Origin of the sequence: cf. Phormidesmis sp. LEGE 11477 (genome assembly GCF_015207105.1) — a bacterium.
Lineage (GTDB): Bacteria > Cyanobacteriota > Cyanobacteriia > Phormidesmidales > Phormidesmidaceae > Phormidesmis.
The window spans coordinates 1-17,076 of sequence record NZ_JADEXO010000122.1; the positions used below are offsets into that span (position 1 = coordinate 1).

10 protein-coding genes are annotated in these 17,076 nt (G+C 50.7%); 2 read left to right on the plus strand and 8 right to left on the minus strand.

What is annotated here, in order from left to right:
- From IQ256_RS24040 to IQ256_RS24065, 6 genes are all read right to left on the minus strand, one after another.
- A partial coding sequence (locus IQ256_RS24040; protein WP_193858226.1) for a type I polyketide synthase occupies window positions 1-3,928 on the minus strand: 3,928 nt, incomplete at its 3' end.
- Window positions 3,929-3,993: 65 nt separating this feature from the next.
- Window positions 3,994-5,280, minus strand: coding sequence for a glycosyltransferase (locus IQ256_RS24045; protein ID WP_193858227.1), 1,287 nt, complete (start codon window positions 5,278-5,280; stop codon window positions 3,994-3,996).
- A gap of 52 nt (window positions 5,281-5,332) precedes the next feature.
- Window positions 5,333-5,557, minus strand: a complete 225-nt coding sequence (locus tag IQ256_RS24050) for a hypothetical protein (RefSeq protein ID WP_193858228.1) — start codon at window positions 5,555-5,557, stop codon at window positions 5,333-5,335.
- Entirely contained in the window at window positions 5,554-7,308 is a 1,755-nt protein-coding gene (locus IQ256_RS24055) for a glycosyltransferase family 39 protein (protein WP_193858229.1), read from the minus strand. Before IQ256_RS24055 ends, IQ256_RS24050 begins: the two co-directional genes overlap by 4 nt.
- 125 nt (window positions 7,309-7,433) lie before the next feature.
- Window positions 7,434-11,321 (minus strand): CHAT domain-containing protein, encoded by a 3,888-nt coding sequence (locus tag IQ256_RS24060; protein WP_193858230.1) that lies wholly within the window; start codon window positions 11,319-11,321, stop codon window positions 7,434-7,436.
- Between the two features lie 114 nt (window positions 11,322-11,435).
- A complete protein-coding gene (locus IQ256_RS24065) occupies window positions 11,436-12,311 on the minus strand; it encodes an alpha/beta hydrolase (protein WP_193858231.1) in 876 nt (291 codons plus the stop codon).
- A 151-nt stretch (window positions 12,312-12,462) separates the two neighbouring features.
- On the opposite strand from IQ256_RS24065, the gene IQ256_RS24070 reads away from it, so the two are divergent.
- Window positions 12,463-14,235, plus strand: a complete 1,773-nt coding sequence (locus IQ256_RS24070) for an alpha/beta hydrolase (RefSeq protein WP_193858232.1) — start codon at window positions 12,463-12,465, stop codon at window positions 14,233-14,235.
- Window positions 14,236-14,282: 47 nt separating this feature from the next.
- Window positions 14,283-14,945, plus strand: a complete 663-nt coding sequence (locus IQ256_RS24075) for a hypothetical protein (protein WP_193858233.1) — start codon at window positions 14,283-14,285, stop codon at window positions 14,943-14,945.
- A 77-nt stretch (window positions 14,946-15,022) separates the two neighbouring features.
- On the opposite strand, the gene IQ256_RS24080 is transcribed toward IQ256_RS24075, so the two are convergent.
- Entirely contained in the window at window positions 15,023-16,786 is a 1,764-nt protein-coding gene (locus tag IQ256_RS24080; protein WP_193858234.1) for a hypothetical protein, read from the minus strand.
- Between the two features lie 5 nt (window positions 16,787-16,791).
- On the minus strand, window positions 16,792-17,040 hold the full coding sequence (locus IQ256_RS24085) for a hypothetical protein (RefSeq protein WP_193858235.1): 249 nt from the start codon (window positions 17,038-17,040) through the stop codon (window positions 16,792-16,794).
- Window positions 17,041-17,076 lie beyond the last annotated feature (36 nt).

Consider the following 17,076-nt stretch of genomic DNA (forward strand, 5'->3'; position numbering starts at 1 on the left):
ACTCTGTTGCAACCTGATCTCCTATTCCTCTGTCATCTTCTGATCTATTTGAAAACAGTAACCAAACTTTTGAGCTTCGCGATGAATGAGTCTGGCGTGAACTATTCGATTCTGAACTGGCTTGTGCGTTGGGGGTAGCCTGCCAAACCATTTCGTGTAGCCAGTCGCTCGGATCGGTCTGGGTAACTTTTGGCTGAGTGGCTGCCGATTCCTCTACTGTGCTAAACAGCCGCTGTAAGGCAGAATTTTTGACATATTTGAGCCTCATTCCTGTGATTTGAGCAGCCAGCGTCCCGGCCTCATCCCAAATAGACAAATCAGCCTTGAGCGTGCTAGATCTAGTACCGTTTTGATTGCCCTGCGAAGGCTGTATCTCAACCGCACACCAGCCGGACTGTTGTAATGGGCTATAAAGCTGAAGCTGATCTAGGCCGACGGGTAGATAGGTGCCCAAATCAGTATCCAGCTCTGGGTCTGCTTTGACAGCGGCTCCGATGGTTTGAAAGCAACCGTCTAGCAGCGCCGGATGAAGAGTGTAGGCGTCGTTAGTAGAACTGTCTTCTGATAGGCGGATTTGGCTAAGCGCTTGGCCTTCGTCTTGCCAAAGCTGCTGAATGACTCGAAAGTTTGTCCCGTAGTTTAAACCCTGTTCGCTAAGGGTCTGGTAGTAGGGTGCGATCGCCACTGGATGCGCTAACAATGTAGTCTGAAAACTTGCCAGCGAAGGCCGATCGACGGTGACTATCTCATTGGTAACCACCGTCGCCGTAGCATGTCTCGCCGCTGCCGCTTTATCTGTTGTTTCATTTGCAGACGACTGACTAAATATCTGAATAGTGGCCTGATTGGCGCTGTCTGGAATCAGCGAGATCTGTAGCGTATTTTCTTTGGAGTCTGAAAAAGTCAGCGCTTTTTCGATCGCCACCTGTTGTAATGTGAGGCAATCAGACTTTTGCCACTGCTGCGCGGCAGCGATCGCCATCTCTACATAAGCCGCACCCGGCAACACCACCTGTCCTAGAATGCAATGGTCTTTTATGTATTCAGGTGATTGAGCGCTGAGCTGATTTTGAAAATGTTTTTCTCTAGAACCAGCCAGCGGTAGATAGTTACCAACTAGCGGGTGACCCGTTTTCTGGCCAAACGCCTTCCTTTTGGCGCTGGGCTCCATGCTTGGAATACTCGCCTCATCCCACCAATAGCGCTGCCTTTGGAATGGATAAGTCGGCAGCGGTACCCGCATACCTTTAATATCAATTTCCGGCTCTACTGCCTGCCAGTCAATCCTTGCACTCCGATCTGCACCCTGAACATATAGCGCCGCCAAACTGTTGAGCATGGCGACTTTATCCAACAAAGATGGACGTAGGCTAGCTAGCCACTGCACATCTTCTGCATTCGGGTCTACATCAGACAAGCAGCTTCGTCCCATACCCAACAGAACTGGCTTCGACCCGATTTCTAGGAAAGTCTTGGCACTGTGCTGATTATGCCGATGCTGATTATGCCGATAAAGCGCTTTCATTGCGTCTAGAAAACGCACAGGCGATCGCACATGCCGCACCCAGTAATCAGCCGTCGCTATCTCTGTAGAAACCAAATCTCCGGTCAACATAGAGATCATCGGCAGCGTCGGCTGACAAAAATCAACAGAATTTGCCACCTTACGAAAGTGATCGAGCATCGGCTCCATGCGCGCAGAATGAAACGCATGAGACACCGCCAGCGGCTTGGCTTTGATCGACTGTTGTTCTAGATGTTTGGCAATGCGGGCGATCGCATCTGCATCACCAGAGAGCACCGTACTCTGTGGTCCATTCACGGCGGCAATCTCAGCTTGCCCCTCAGCCAACTGCTCACATAGCTGCTCGCAGCTTGAGGCATCCGCCATCACCGACAGCATCGCGCCGCCTGCGGGCAGTGCCTGCATCAGCTGACCTCTCGCCGCCACTAGCTTCAGCCCGTCTTCAGGGCTAAACACACCCGCGACACAGGCCGCAACATACTCTCCTAAACTGTGGCCTAGCACCACCGCAGGCCGAACGCCCCAAGACTGCCACAGCTTGGCCAAGGCATACTCAAAAGAGAACAAAACAGGCTGAGTAAATCGAGTCTGGTCAATCACCTTCTCTTCAGAATGAAAGAGAATATCCAACAGATTGACGTCTTCTGTTGCTAGCACTTCAGCGCACTGGTCAATCACGCTACGAAAAACAGGCTGCGTCTTATACAGCTCGCGGCCCATGCCAACAAATTGCGATCCCTGTCCAGTGAAAAGAAAAGCAACTGCTTCAGACGGTTGCGAAGCTGCCTGACCGGAAACTACGCCAACAATATCTTCTTCATCCGCTAGCCAATCTTGCATCTGTGCTTTTAGCTGAGCGGCTGACTCGGCAATAAAAGCTAATCGATAAGAGAAATGCGATCGCCTAGTATTCGCAGCCACACACAGAGCACTCAGATCTATCGGTTGATCTTTTGATCGGTCTGATAACAATTCCAAGTATGCTTCTACCAAAGCCCGCAAAGCTGCTTTATTTTTGGCGGAAACGGTCAAAATTCTTGCCGAATCGGGGACGGCAACAGTCTCTCTTTCTGCTGGGAAAGTTTCTAGCACCGTATGCGCGTTCGTCCCGCCAAAGCCAAAAGAGTTGACGCCGATGTATGCCTTTGGCGGCAAAGGTGCGAGTACTGACTGCACTTTCAGCCTGAGCTGGTCAAAATCAATTGCCGGATTCGGTTCAACGTAGTGCAGGCTTGGCGGCATTTCACCATGCTTTAGCATCAGCGCCGCCTTAATTAAGCCGGCGATCCCCGCCGCCGTTTCAGTATGGCCAAAGTTTGTTTTGACTGACCCAATAGAACAGACTTGCTCGGGGCTACGTCCTTTTGAAATCACAGCGCCTAATGCCTGGGCCTCAATCGGATCGCCCAGCTTCGTCCCGGTTCCGTGCGCTTCTATATAGTTCACCGCTGCCGGATCAACTTGCGCTAGCCGATACGCCTCCTTTAGCACCGCCGACTGCGCCTGTGGATTCGGCGCGGCCATTCCCTGACTATAGCCGTCTTGATTGACGGCGCTGCCACGAATGACCGCATAGATCGGATCGCCATCGGCCTGCGCCTGCGACAGCGGCTTTAAAACAACAATTCCTGCGCCCTCGCTACGCACATAGCCATCGGCGCTCGCATCAAAACTCTTGCAGCGGCCCTCGCCTGACATAAAGCCACCCTTAGAAAACCCTGCTGTCACGGTCGGCAGCAGCAGCACATTCACCCCACCTGCCACCGCCATCTCCGACTCCCCTGTCCATAGACTTTGACAGGCCAAATGCACCGCCACCAGCGAAGAAGAGCAGGCCGTATCGACTGCCAGACTCGGCCCTTTGAAGTCAAACAAATAAGAAATTCGATTCGCCGCAATGCAGTTCCCCGTGCCCGTAGTCGCGTACGGGTCGTTGACCGGCTGCTGCCACAGCATAATTGAATAGTCGTGCGTGCCAATACCAACGAATACCCCTGTCCTAGAACCTCGCAAGGTTTCAGGAAGCTTCCCAGCATCTTCGAGCGCTTCCCACGTGACTTCTAACAACAGCCGCTGCTGCGGGTCCATGGTGGCCACTTCACGCGGGGCAATCCCAAAAAACTGCGGATCGAACTGGTCTACCTGATCTAAAAAGCCGCCCCAGCGAGTATTGGTCTTGTTCGGCGTCTGCGGATTTGGATCGTATATAGAATCTACATCCCAGCGAGTAGACGGCACCTCTGTAACGCTGTCTACGCCTGATTTGAGCATCTGCCAAAAGCGATCGGGGGTGTCTGCGCCGCCCGGATAGCGACAGCCAATGCCAACAATTGCAACAGGTTCAAGCGAAGACGAATTAACAGGATAGCTAGGTGAACTAGCAGGGGAGCTAAAAGCACTCATACGGGTGTTGTATATCAAACTTCTCTATGTAGTAATGCTGAGAGATAGACGATGTCAAGATTAGCTTAATTATCTACAGCAGGCGATCGCATCCTTATTTGCCTCTCCCAGGTAGACAACAGCCGCAGAACAACAGTTTCCCAATCGTAATCGGTGATGTCCTGCTGGGCCTGCTGACCTAGCCGCTGCTGTAGCTGTGGATCGAACGCTAGCCTGGTCAGAGCCTCTCCAAAACTTTCGGCTTTCTGAGGCTCAAAGAGCAGGCCGTTTTCCCCATGACGAATATGGGTGACTACGCCGCCTTTTGCCGGGGCGATCGCCGGAATACCCGCAGCAAAGGCTTCTAAGACGGTTAAGCCCAGCGTCTCTTTCTCAGAGGTAGTGACATGGATATCACTGTTGGCCAGCAAAGGCGGTACGGCAGCGGGCGGAATGCGTCCTAGCAAGTGAACTGATAGCCCCGTCGAGCCAGCCAACGGCTGAAGCTGAGTCTGAATATGATCGCGAAGATCGCCCTCCCCAGCGATGATCAACGCAATTTTGTTTAGCAAGGGGGCGGTTTGCGGATTTGCCTTTAACCTGTCTGCCCAGGCAATGAGCGATCGCACAGTAAAGCCCCAGCCCTTATCCGGCGTCAGCCGCCCCAGAAGTACCAGCTTGGTTCTACCTTGCAGTCCTTTGATCCCATAGGCTTTGGCAAAAAAATTGGGATCGCTATCTAAACGTGCTGCTCGAAACGCCTGAACGTCTACACCTAAGTAGCGATCGCACACCACATTCCTCACCTTTAGCTGCCGCATCTTCTCTAGCGTCACCGGGCTAGAAACCAAAATGGCATCGTAGGCATGAAACACGGGCCGAATAAACAGCATCGAGAACCACTGAAGGAATGCGACCAAAATCCGAGGCAGCGGCCAAAAGTCTTCGATATAGTCAATAAAATTCGTATGATAAAAACCCACGCACGGAATGTTGTGCGCCTTCGCGTAAGCTACTCCTGGCGCTTTCAACGTACCTAAGAAAATCCGATCGGGTTCATCTACATGCACGATATCCGGCGCAAATGCAGTAAGTTCTTGATCTAGCAACCGATTTGCCTGCCTGCTCAAATTCCGCTCAAACTCCACCCCCATAAACGGCTCGCTCGGCAGATTCACCACCCGCACCCCTGGCAAGATTTCGCCCTGATAATCACGCCAGTTCGGATAGACCGACGCCACCGACTGATAGTCTGGGCACAAAATCAACACCTGATGCCCCAACTTGCTCAGCACGCGCACCCGCTGAAAAATCGAGACAGTTACCCCATCGACAACAGGCAAAAAGCCAGAACTAATGATGGCAATTTTCATAAGATTGAACGTTCATGAATCGAATGCAGACGTTGGCATCTAATAAGAACATCTACAGAAGTGTGTCGCGAATCTGATTTTCTCCTTGTTCAGGGCGTTCTAAGGGTGCTGCTTGACAGCTACCAAATAAATCAAAATATCCTTCTGGCCAGCCAGTCTCCAGATCCTTTTCAATTAGCTGCGCTAGATATCTCGACACTGACAAGTTCATCCGCTTTGCCTTTTGCTGCAGCCGAGTAGCTATCTCGTCTGGAATGTCGCACTGTAACTGGGTCATATAGCATCCACCTGATTAAAATCCATTCCTATCATTCTAGTTGGCTCAACCCTCCATAAGGTCAAAGCAAATCCGCCTGAGATCAGCGGCGGTGGCTGATAGACCTGAGTCAAACTGATAAGCTGATTGGCTTTGATATCTGTATGCGTAGCTGCTGACGGCGCGAGTAGAAACGTTGGCCCAGAATTCTGGCTAGGATCGTTCAGAATATTCTCTAGCAGGCGATTAGGAGAAGCCGTTTCGGCTGCTAGCACGTAGAAGGTAATATCGGGTGCTAGGTCGTAGCTAAAGGAAATTAGGTCTTGAATGTAGTGGGGCGTGGTGATTAGATTGGGCGATCGCGCTTCATTCAAAATTGCCGTTAGCGCCGCGTTGCTTAGGTTTCGACTCTTCAGGTAAGGTGATGGCTGCGGAATCAGGCAGGAAATCAAACTGACGCTCAGCAGCAGAACTGTCACGAGTCGCCATTTTCTAGTTGAGGAGTGATACCTAGGGAACAGGCGATCGCCTAGCAAATAGGCCAGCGCAATCAGCACCGCCAAATGAGTCGGCATCAGATAGCGAGGGGTTGCCGCTGCCTGACCACTGCGGACTAAATCGATCAGCAGCAGCGCCCCAGGGATCGAGAAAGCAGTTGCCAGCACAACGCCCCAAAGCTGAGGCCGCGTCTGCCGGATAAAAAACCAGCTCGCATAGCCGATTAAGCCAATCGTCATCGCCGCTGTGATTACCTGTAATCCAAATATCAGCGGCTGCTCGGCTACTGGCACATCAAAAAACAGCACCGCCAAGCTATAAAACCAAGTGCCCAGCGTCGCCCAGATCGGCGTGAATATCTCCATCCAGCGTGTATTGCTCTGCAGCGTTTGCCACTGCGTAAAGACCACCCAGACCCAGGGCAAAAGAGCCGATAGGGCGATCGCACTCACCATCCCATAGGCAACCACTCGCCGCCGATGCCACAGCAGCACCGCTAATCCTTGACCTAAGACCACCAGCACCGTCAGCAACGAGGTGTACAGCGCTAGAACTAGACAAAGCCCGTAGCCTATCCACCATTGCCTCTGGTTGGTTTGCAGCGATCGCCATAAAAACTGAGTTGTCAGCAGCAGCAGCAAAATCCAAAGACTATACGGACGCGCCTCTTGAGCGTATGCCACAAAAAAAGGCGAAACTGCCAGTAGAACAACAGCTACTTGTGCCGCCGTCTTAGCGCTTGCTGCAGTTTTAACGCTAAGCGGTGAGTGTCTTTGACCTATCCCCACTTGTTCCCAGCGACCTTGAGTGGACTGATCAGAAAACAGCGCTTGGCACAGTCCATACATCGCGGGCAATCCTAGCAGGCCAAATACAACTGGCAAACTCCGCATCGCCGTCGCAGACATACCAAAGATCTCTGCCCAAAAGCGTGCTAGTACAAAATACAACGGCGCATGTTCTGGGCTCTGAGCCAAAACCCGCATTAAATTCGCCAATGGACGATCGATTGGCGTGCCTTCTGCGGCGGATCGAATCGTCTGAAACCGCTGCAAGTCCGATACACTTAGCGGCAGTTCATTCGCCACCTGTGCCACCACTTCTGCCTGCGTATAACCAGACACCCGCATCGAAGTCGCCACCTCATCGACCCAGTACACCGGCTGAGCCAGATTCGTTACCCGAACGAGAACGCCTAGCGCGATCGCAATGACAACAATCCCGTTCCATAGCTGTCGCTGAGTTAAAGGAAGAACTGTAAGCTTATTCTTCATTACAGAGCCTTTCTGTTAGCGCCATGTGCAGTTCAGCATACGGCGAGAAGCTGCTGTAGCCAACCATACTCTATATAGGTTCAATTCTATGGTTGCTATTGTTGTCAAGAAACGTTAGTCCGTAGTTAGTCCAAAGGTCGCCAGTCACCAGAGAATATGAATGAAGACCAGTAGTAAGGATGCTGATAGGTGCCAGTATTCAACAGCGCTAGCTGTGCATTTCGCAGGGCTTCACTACGTCCTTGTTTCTTCTCTACCAGGTTTTGATAGTAAACCTGCATCAGTTCGCTGGTGCCAGCATCATCAACCTGCCACAGGCTCATGAGCTGGCTTTCGGCTCCGGCGATGGCAAAAGTTCGCCTTAAGCCATACACCCCTTCACCGTTGCTGACAGAGCCGACACCAGTTTCACAAGCGCTGAGCACCACTAGCTGAGTGCCCTGTAGATTCAGCCCTGAGGCTTCTAGCGCGGTAAAAATGCCGTCTTCACGGCCACTGCTGCGGCTGTTTGCCCCTGCTAGAGCCAGGCCAGAGCGGAGTAAGGGATTCTCTAAATTGCTAGGGGTGACCCCCGCTGCCGGTTTGATATTAACAATGTCTAGGCTGGCTCCAAACCCGCTTCTGCTGGTGCTAGCTGGCGGCACAAATTCTACATCGGGAAGAAAGAAGCCGTGGGTAGCGATATGGAGGATGCTGGGGCCTTTTACCTGCTTGAGGTTGGTTTCGGTGGCCTGGCCCTGGGTGAGGAGGGTAGCGTTGGGAAGTAGGGGTGCGATCGCTTCAGCTTCTGTGGCGGTGCCAGGTAGCGGACTGAAGCTGAGGTTGCCAGCGTCGATTGATCGGTTGTTGACCGCTGTCGTTTGAGAAGCTGTTGTTTGAGAGGTGGTGGCTTTTTCATAGTTGGGGTTGGCGATGACAACGGGGGGCTGTTGGCTAGGCGTGTCAAGCTGTAGCTTTAGCAGGTCTCTGCCTGAGCTGAGGTAGCTGATCTGATAGTTTTCGATTAGATAGCTGTCATTTTCATCAACGAGGGCGTCAAAAGGAATTAGGTTGAGCTGGCTGTCGGGAGAGAGCAGTAGGTGAGTTTTGTTTCCTAGTGAAGTCCGTACCGGAGCCATAATCCGCTCATCTAGCTGACGAGCAATCTCTCTAATAGAAGAGGAGCGCGTATTGAGTGCCGTTTGAAACTCTGTAGTTAGCCGATCGATAGAATCTGCTTCGCCTAGATCTATCACTTCAACCTCCCCCTGCGCGAAAACAACAAAGGCGGCATATCGATGAGCGCCCCAGCGAGTGAGCGCGCTTGTAGGTATGTAAGGGGAATAGCGCACAAATTCGACTAGCGCAGCGTTATCAGGAATCAGCGTTTGTATAGCTGCTTTTGAGATCGGCGCTGTTTCTATTTGAAGCGCCGTACTATTGCGAGATAGTTGCTCTTCTATAATCTCTGCTCTTTCCTCTATGCGGCTAAGTTCCTCACGATACTGTTCTGCATTACGCTCACCCAAGTCACTAAAACGCAAATTGGCAAGTCTACTACGCAGGGTACCAAGTTCGTTGAATAGTGACTCGTTTTCAGGCGTGAGCTGCGTCATCAGCTGCTGTAGGGCGTTAGTTGAAGCATCTAAGACTCGTCCCTTCCGTCGCAGCACAGTGTCTAGAGCAAGGTCTAGAGCGAGCTGCAGGCTATCAGGGCTATCAGCAGCCGTTTCGATACCGAAAGAGATATTGATGTAGGTTGTGCCTCGAAGGGTTTTGGCGTAGCGCTGTCTTCTTTGTTCAGAAGCACCTATTAGTAGGTCATTCAGATTTTCTTCTTCTATGGCGCTGACGCGACTAAAAGCAGAGAGTGCAGGCTGAAGTTTGTTCTGCGCCCAATACACCAAAGCCAGATTGTTTAAGCTCTTAGCAAATTCGGGATGGTCTTCGCCGAGCACAGTTTCGTTTATAGATAGCGCCCGTTCATAAAGTGAGAGAGCTGCTGCATAGTTTCCCTGGGCCTGATACAGACTAGCCAAATTGTTTGAGGTCGCAGCAACTTTTGGATGGTCTTCGCCAAGCACAGTTTCATTTATCGATAGCGCCCGTTCATAAAGTGAGAGGGCTGCTACATAATTTCCTTGCTCCTGATAGGGTAGTGCCAGGTTGTTTAGGCTAACCGCTACATCAGGGTGGTCTTTGCCAAGCGCATTTTCTCTGATGGATAAAGCCTGTTCATAGAGCGCGATCGCCTCTGTGTAATTGCTCTGCTGGTAGTGCAGGTCTGCCAAATTGTTCAAGCTATTCGCGACATCGGGATGTGCCGGGCCGAGCGTTGCCTCTTTGATTGATAAAGTGCGCTTTAGTAATGGTAGCGCTGCCGCATAGTTTCCCTGCGTCTGATACAGGCTAGCCAAGTCATTTAGGCTGACAGCAAAAGTTGGATGACTGTTACCCAGCGTCGCTTCTCTGATGGATAGGGCACGCTCGTGTAGCGGTAGGGCTTTGATGTAATCTCCCTGTTCATGGTACAGCGCTGCCAAATTGCTTAAGCTAGTGGCGATATCGGGATGGACGTCACCGAATAATGCGCTATTGATGGACAGTGCGCGTTCATATAGTGCTAATGCTGTTGTGTAGTCGCCTTGGATCTTGTGAACCACTGCCAAGTTGTTGAGGATAGCCGCTACATTGGGATGGGCTTCACCAAGGGTTGACTCATTGATGGATAGTGCGCGTTCATACAGCGATCGCGCTGTTGTGTAGTCGCCTTGTTCTTTATAGGTGCTAGCTGAATTAATTAAGACGGTTGCGATCGCCGGGTGGTCAGTCCCAAAGGCTGCTTCGTTGATGGATAAAGCCCGTTCGTACAGCGACAGGGCTTCTGTATAGTCCCCTTTCGCTTGATACAGCAGGGCCAAGTTGTTGAGGCTAACGGCTACCCCAGGATGGTCATCGCCGAGCGTAGTTTTGTATACCCGCAGAGCGCGTTCTAGCAAGGGTAAAGCGTCTGTATAGCGGCCCTGATATTGAAGTAATAGCGCCAGGTTGTTTAAGCTGGTGGCGATGTCGGGATGATTGCTATCGAGCGTAGACTCACGGATAGATAAGACCCGTTCATACAGCGGTAGCGCTTCTGAGTAGCGTCCCTGCGCCTGATAAAGACTTGCCAAACTATTCAAGCTATCAGCTACCTCAGGATGATCGTCATCGAATGCGACTTCGCTGATGGATAAACTCTGTTCTAATAAGGCGACAGCGTCCGCATAGTTTCCCTGATACTGATAGACCGCAGCTAGATTGTTCAAGCTCAGCGCTATGGCAGGACTGCTTTCATCTAACGTTGCTTCACGGATGGAGAGTGCCCGCTCATACAGCGGCAGTGCTTCAGCAACGTTGCCTTCAGCGTAATACAGCGTTGCTAAACTGTTTAATACCGTTGCTACGTTGGGATGGACTGTGCCCAGCGCTGACTCCGTTATCGATAGAGCCCGCTCTAGTAGGCGCAAGGCTACTGCATAGTTGCCCTGATCCTGATGTAATCTGGCTAGATTGTTCAGGACTTGGGCGACATCAATATGGTCGCGCCCCAGCGAATCTTCTCTGATCGCTAGCGCTCGCTGATAGAGAAACAGTGCTTCTGTATAGTTCTTTTGATACTGGTATAGCGCTGCTAAGTTGTTGAGGCTGATAGCGACGTTTGGGTGACTTTCTCCTAGCGCAGATTCTCGTACTCTGAGTGATTCTTGTGCTAATGGAATAGCTTCTGCGTAGCGGCCCTGTCGCTGCAGACCTAGTACCTGTCGGTCTAAGCTGATAGCCTCCTCTGAATCGTCTTCCAAAGAAGAAAGCGGCGGACTATGTGGGAGTGTCCTAGGCGATCGCGGATTGGGTGATTGCGGATTGAATGGCGGCGGCGGACTGGCTGGTTGGGCGATCGCACTACGCCCGCCTACCCATCCCATTCCCACACTCGTCGTAGACAAACCGCTCAAGCTGGCAGCACAGACAGTCACTAACAACAGACGCCGCATTTTCAAAATAATTCTGCTATCTCGCTAACCAACTCTGCTATGTCCATACTTCTACGGACGCACACCCTATTCAGCGAATTTTTGCCCATCCAGAAGAAACGCGCAACATCTGAGCTAACGCTGCTGGCTCTCAACAAATGCTTGAATAGAGCCGACGTAGGTATCCCCTCCAGCCGTCGGCAGGTTGTTGTGATCGCCCTCATCAATCATAATCAGCCTGCTGCTGGTTTTGCCCGCTACGATTGTTTCACCATAAAGCTGCTGGCTCATCGTGACTGGCACAATATCATCGTCGGTGCCGTGGATCAGCAAAAGCGGTATCTGAAGCGATCGCATCTTCTCTACCGAATTAAACTGCTGAGTCAAGATCGAATCTATGGGCATCGCCTTCGCTAGCAGCGGAAATCGATGATCCACCATCTCTCGCATTGAGGTAAACGAACTTTCCATGATCAGCCCGGCGGCTTCTGGCTGGTCAATGGCTAGATTGAGGGCGATCGCGCCGCCAATCGACTGGCCGTAGATTACGATCCTACCCGGTGCAATCTCCTGCTGCCGAATCAAATACTGCCAGGCCGCCTCTATGTCTTCATAGACTTGCTGCTCGTTTGGGAACGGCCCAGAGCTTTTGCCATAGCCTCGATAGTCAACTGCCATCACCGCATAGCCCCAATCGTGGAACTGTTGGAACCTAGAAACCAAATCACTCAGATTGCTAGCATTGCCGTGAGCATAGATAATTACAGGCGCTTTTGTTATGGCTGCTGGTGCAGGAATCCACCAGCCATGAACCTGCCCGTCACCTACCGGCAGGTATAGATCTTCATAGGACAGCCCCACATCAGTCGGCGCAGCGCCAACAGACTGGGGCGGAAAAAATATCATTTTAGTTTGAAAGCGCCATAAACCCAGACAGGCCAGCAAATAGGCACCTAGAACAGCGGCTAAAACCGCAACAGGTCGCCAGCCGAGATACCGAAAATACTCCATAGAGGCCCTTCTACACTACTGGCAAGAATTTAACCGAGTTTTGTCCCTTTTTTTCTTTTTTAACTGTGCCTCTGATAAAACTGGCGCACTTGACGTCTAAAATAGGCCGATTATATTATGCTTTATCGCAGCGAAAACCTATATAGGTCAGATGTTTCAGCTCCTTCAGTCTTTCGGCTCTCGCAAACGGCTCCGCCCCTACTTTCGGCTGCGCTTTGGTGCGATCACGCTTAGCATTTTTTCAGGCATGGCTTCTAGCCTATTGTTCGCCGCTAGTGCCCAGGCCGCAGAGCGCATCCGACTACGGTTTGGCCTAGCCGAATTGGTAGTCACCCAGCAGGAGCTAGAAACGTTTGCTGCTACCGGAGCAGCTTCTGGTGATCTTGAGATTATCCTGTCTAGGCTAGAGCCTGATTTGCAAGATCAGTTTCAAGCAGCGCTGACGGCTAACTATGAGCTAGACCCGGTGCTGGCGAATCGCTTTTCGTATACTCGCTCAGGTGAACAGCTCTTGACAGAGGTCGGTGAGCTGATTCAAACAGAGTCGGGGCTAAACGGCTTCAAGGGCTTAAGAGCGGCACTGACATTGGCCGCCGCCGATCCAGAAGGTTTAACTATCCTCAAGTTTATAGAATCTTTTCCAACAGATATTCAGCTCGATATTGGTCAGGCGCTACAGTTAGGCGGTAGATTTCGATCTTTGCTAGCAGACACTCAGCAGACGGTGACGCAGCTCAAGGCAGAGACAGTGGCGATCGCCCAAATTGAGCCCACAGTTGATTTCAGCACTTTGCCAGACCCTAGAGCGCTAGGCGATCGGACGGTGTCGATGGAGACGATGACACTGTTCGATGAGGCGCGCGATCGCACTATTCCGGTAGATATCTACACGCCTAACTTTCTAGAAACAGATGCTGAGCGCTCTGTTCCTGTGATTGTTGTTTCTAATGGATTAGGTGCTAGGCGAGATCGATTCACAGAGCTGGCCAATCATCTGGCCTCGCATGGGTTTGTCGTTGCCTTGCCGGATCATCCAGGGAGCGATCGCGAACGCCTTAGCGACTTTTATGACGGCCTAGAATCGGAGAATTTTGAACCCGCTGAATATATAGACAGACCTCTAGATATCAGCTTTATCCTCGACGAACTTGCTCGCACGAACGCAGCGCAATTTGGCAATCGTCTGAACCCAGAGCAAGCAGGCGTCTTTGGCTATTCATTTGGGGGAACCACAGCTCTCGCGCTAGCAGGTGCTGAAATTGATCTAGAGCATTTACAACAGTCTTGTGAGACTCGATCGAGTTTGTTCAATATTTCACTGCTGTATCAGTGCCGGGCGCTAGAATTGTCGGAGAGTGCGATCGCCAGTGCCAAGCTCAAAGACGATCGGATCAAAGCCATCTATACCTTCGTACCCTTCAGCCGTAGCCTTTACGGCCCAGACGGCATGGCCAAAGTCGAAGGTCCAGTGTTGTGGGAAGCCACGGACAAAGATATCCTCACTCCCTTCGTTGTAGAACAGCTCCCTGCTTTTGGCTGGCTGACTGGTTTAGAGGAGATGTCTGAAGAATCCCGGTCTGAAGAGTCCCAGCCTGAAGAGTTTCAGTCTGAAGAGCGGCTTGAAGCTCAATCTGAGGGCCAAAGCGATCGCTATCTAGCGGTTACTACTGGTCTGCCACATGCTCGCATCACGCTAGAAGTGCTCGATCGTCTCACAGGGCAAGACAATGACTGGGAAGGCATTCGTGCGATCGCCGAAAACTACCACCAGAGGCTCAATACTGCCTTCTTTAAAGTCCATTTAGCGGGTGACGAAACCTACAGGCCCTATCTCCAAGCACAGGGCGCTCAGTACTTATCGCAAGAACCATACCCTCTTACCTGGACAGACTCTGTGTCTGAGGAAAGTATACTTGAGGAGTAGATTAGTCCAATTAGAGCTTTGCCCACCTGTCAAAGATAGAATCCACTATGACTATAGCAATTGGGAAAGTTATTCAAAACGGTATTCTCTTTGATATGAAGAACTGGGGTAGCGAGCCGCCTAATATCCATCATCTCCCTGAGGCAGTAGAGCGACTGTTTAACCTCTTAGAAGAACGAGAAATTGATTATCTGCTAGTAGGTGGAATCGCGTTACTAAGCTATATAGACGGTCGAAATACCCAGGATATTGATTTTATCTTGAGCAAAGCCGATGTTAGTTCAATAGATGAAATAATCATCTCAGAAGAAAACAAAGATTTCATTCGCGCTCAGTTTGACAGCCTGCAAATTGATTGTCTACTGACGCAAAATGCCTTTTTTAGGCTAGTGTGTAGTCGATATGCGACACAAAGAAATTTTGGTGATAGAACAGTTCGCTGTGCGACTATTCAGGGCTTGGTTCTGCTCAAATTCTTTGCCCTACCCTCTTTGTACAGGCAAGGGCAGTTTAGCAAAGCTAGTATTTATGAAAACGACATCACCCAGCTTTTACTAGTCGAGTCTGTTGAACTATCCGAAGTTTTTCAGGAGCTTTCGCCTTTTTTACTGGCAACTGACTTACAAGAATTGCGGAGAACTGCTAGCGATATTGAAAATCGCCTAAGAAGATTGCGATCGCAGCAAAGTAGATTTAATCAAGAGGGATAATGAGCTGCCTGCTAACGAGTGGACCAGTAAAAGGGCCACTACATGAACTTAGTGATTTAGTCTAGCGGCACCTCTAATTAGCTATCCCAGTTAGTAATACACTCACCGTCTAGCGCTATCAAATTCGCTTCGGCATAGATAGAGCAAGCAGGTATCGCCTGGATTAGCGCAGGCGAGCTTCCCTGATTCAGACGGTTGTTCGCCTCTACTACGACTGCTTTTTCTGAGCTATAAAGTAACCAGTCTTTTTGCGCCAGATAGTCAGCATTGGTAAAGTCTTCTGACAGAATCCAGATATCAACACCGTAGCGGTCGATGAACGATTGAACTTCCGATAGCTCTAGGCTGTATTGAGCGTTGACTAAATCTCGCATCCGCCGCCGCATCTCCGCATAAAAATCCGCATGATAAGGGAGCGCAAACTCTCTACCGACTAGCACAGAACGCTGAGCGAATGCAGGAATATCATCATTCACCTCTTGTACCAAAGACGCCACCATCGTATCTTTAGGAAACTCTGATAAAAAGTCGTAGAGGCCAGCGGGTTTACCGACTTCCCAGCTCTGCCCTTTTAGAAAAAGAATAGGAATTGAGGGAGCGACAACAACTGCGATCGCAAACCCCACACTCACCGCTATCCGCGCAAAATCCAACAGATTCCACCGCTGCCATCTTTGCCACTGTCGCACCAGCCAACCTACCCAGCACTGCATCACCAGCGTCAGCATCACCCCAGATGCGATCGCCAACACAAACCGAGTGCTATAAAAGCTGTACCGGCTCGGCAGATACAGCGTCGGAAAAATAATATGAGAAAGAAAAAAGAATCCCATTGATGAGACAAACAACTGGCCCAATAGTCTAACGTCGGTCGTAGTTGCACCTGAGAGAGGAAACGCCTTATGAAAGAAATGGGGGACTTTCCACACCACCAAAGGCAGCATTGCCCCTAACCAGATAATCGGCGGATAGAGTGGAAAGCGTAAGCCGCTGAGCCCGTCAAACCAAAACGATAGAAAAGGCATTCCAAAATAAGCGCCTCTTCCACCAGGTTGAAACTCTGGCCACGCCTTCATCTCTGCTAGCGAAGTCAGCCGCCCGGCCTGCTGTTCTACCTGATGCGAGAACAATAGCAGCGCCCCACCGACCATGACTAAGGCGAGCAACCAAAACGCATAGGATCGAAATCGTCTTGGCAGCTTCGGTGTCGTGCCATCCCATCGAATCAGCCGCAGCGTCAAAATTCCCACACCCACCAGCGCCATCTGAGGATAGAACAAACTCAACAATCCCAAAGACGCTAGGCAAAAGATCTTAGAATCTTTCAGTAGGTAATAGAGAAAAGCGGCGAACAGCGGATAGACAAATGCCCGAGGCGATGCTGAAATTAGATCGTCTCTAATCCAGATGTTCTGGTTAAAAATAATAGTCGTTAGCGCCCCGCATATTGGTACTGGCAGAATGAATAGCGCCACCCAAAAGAGATAAGCGGTTGCAATTAGTGCTAGCAAAAGCGGCACAATCTTCGCAAAGGCTAGCGGTTCGATCCCGAAAGACGCAAATAGGCTATAAAACGACCTAAACCCAATTCCCTGAATAGCGCCGTAGTAATCCGCCATCACGTCATTGGGAAACAAGTCAGGATCGATCAGGCGCTGTAGCCAAACAATGTGATAGCGAGCATCGTCTTGAACAATGTAGGCGGACGAGGTGGAGTAGAAAAAGGAGATTAGACCGTAGTAGAGCGGCGTGATAAAGCTAAAGCCAAACCAAAAAGCAACTGTCGGGTCTTTGAGTGACCGAAACGCCACCGTCCTGAATGCAGATTTAATAATATTCATAAGGATCAGCGAACCACAAAAGGCGGATGTAGTCCAACTGAGCGTAACAGCAGGCGTAAGTTAACTACGCCTGTACGATTTAGCTCTAGAGTGGCAACAGTGGCTCTTCCACACGGCGTTTTTCCCAATAGCAGAACATTGTTTTCACCCCAGGCAAAATGGTCTAACTGAGATCTTGCACCATTCTCAGTAAGGGTTGCATTGCGGGCCAAAATCTGGAAAAAAGGGCGTAAGAAAAAAACGAAGACGGTCATTACAACCATGCTTCAGCACGCCCAAACGCTAGTGTA